The sequence below is a fragment of the Yoonia sp. genome, from assembly GCF_036007805.1.
GTDB lineage: Bacteria > Pseudomonadota > Alphaproteobacteria > Rhodobacterales > Rhodobacteraceae > Yoonia.
Genome location: NZ_DASYOK010000120.1, coordinates 1 through 1,604, shown reverse-complemented (window position 1 = coordinate 1,604; position 1,604 = coordinate 1). Strand labels below are relative to the sequence as shown.

Genomic DNA, 1,604 nt, shown 5'->3' with positions numbered 1-1,604 from the left:
GAAAGGACATCAAAAATCCCGCAGGCCCCACATGACAGCTCAAGCACATCTTGCGGCGGCGCGTCACCCAGCAGTTCGGGAAACATCGACCAAAGGCGCGCATATTCCCGAATGCCGTTTAATCCGCGGTATTGATACTTGATCGGAAGCCGTGCTGCCAACCGGTCCATGATCCCGATCTCGTAGGGCGTCATGATCTCGGCCAGCACAGTATCAGGCTCGGGTCCGTTCGTGTCGAGCCACTTGGCAACAGCACGCACCCGCCGATACCATTTTTCGCGTTTTTCCGCCGGAAAACGGCGGCTTGCTACGGCAGGGCGTGCGCGGGACGCGGCAACATACAAGGCTTCTTCAGCCGCGATGTAAGTCTCTGCGATGCTCTCGTAGCCCATCAATCCACCCCTGTTCCGGACTATTTGCACTGCGCCATCCGTTGCAAGATTTGCATGTGAACGGGCACAAACGGGAAAGTCGTTTTCTTATATTTTACGTCCCGGATTGCTTACTGCGGGTCACGTAAAATGACAAACCTATAGTCGTGCAGCTTATGCTGTCGGCTGTCGGCGGCAGGGCCCATGATGACCGGCATTGAACTTGGCGGGCACTTACAGCATCTTGCCGCCGACAGCATCTATGGCAAATAGATCCGACAGATACCGCACCCCTTGCGACAGGACGAAGATATGAACGCGGAAACCAAGCTTCGGCCCGGCAAACGGCATCGCGACCAGATCATCAGGATGGGCGGCCCGATCGGTGCTGTCGCGCAGCTCTCGCAACATTCAGAGCGCAAGGGCGCAGTGCTTGATGTGGGTGTCAACCGTGGCACCGTGGCACTGCATCTGTGCCGTCTTTTCTGTGATCTGCCGGTTCACCTGATCGAGCCGATCCCGGCGCAATGCGACTACGTGCTGGAACGCTTTTCGCGGTTTCCGACGGTCAAGGTGCATCAGATGGCTTTGTCGCATGAAACCGGACAAAGTGATTTCCATATTGCCGATTATCTTGGCAATTCCTCGCTCTTCACCAACAACGACGAAGCCGCGGCAAAACATACCGAACACGCGACAGTCGAGACCATCACCGTTGAGACCAGCCGCCTTGATGATTGGTGCGCCGCGCAGGGCATTGATCATATCGCCTGCATGAAACTTGACACGCAGGGCAGTGAATTCAATATCCTGACCGGTGCAAAGACCCTGCTGTCACGCCATGCGATCGACATCATTATGCTCGAATGGTTCTCGCTTCCACACTATGATGGCGTTCCATTGCTTGAAGACATCCTGACGCTGATGCGCAGCCACGGCTACGTGCTCTATAACATCTACCCGTCACGCAAACTGAAAACCGGCGTGTTGCGCTATGGCGACGCGGTCTTCATCTCCGAGACATTCCACAAAACCCGCCTAACGGGGAAGGAAGCCACCTAGGTTCAGCCCCCCAAGGTCACGATCACGCCGCCCGCCGCCTGCGCATCATCCACGTCATGGGTCACCATCAACACCGGCAACGCCCTTGCACGGGCACGGTCAAATACCATCTCGCGCACCTGCGCGCGTAGGGCGGCATCCAGCCGCGAAAACGGCTCGTCCAACAGCAGC

General features: G+C 57.0%; 2 protein-coding genes and 1 pseudogene. 1 reads left to right on the top strand and 2 read right to left on the bottom strand.

Translation table 11 applies throughout. The features are described 5' to 3' along the window. Positions 1 to 392: hypothetical protein (locus VGP75_RS06745; protein ID WP_327542923.1), on the bottom strand; the 392-nt coding region annotated here is incomplete at its 3' end. Between the two features lie 291 nt (positions 393 to 683). Between VGP75_RS06745 and VGP75_RS06740 the strand changes: the two genes are divergently transcribed. Then, complete coding sequence (locus tag VGP75_RS06740; RefSeq protein ID WP_327542922.1) at positions 684 to 1,433, top strand: FkbM family methyltransferase; 750 nt, start codon at positions 684 to 686, stop codon at positions 1,431 to 1,433. 2 nt (positions 1,434 to 1,435) lie between these two features. On the opposite strand, the pseudogene VGP75_RS06735 reads toward VGP75_RS06740, so the two are convergent. Next, positions 1,436 to 1,604: pseudogene (locus VGP75_RS06735) on the bottom strand (ATP-binding cassette domain-containing protein); the annotation flags it as partial.

Bases quoted from the DNA above. Each gene is read 5' to 3' on its own strand.
- VGP75_RS06740 (WP_327542922.1), top strand. From the start codon at position 684: ATGAACGCGGAAACCAAGCTTCGGCCCGGCAAACGGCATCGCGACCAG.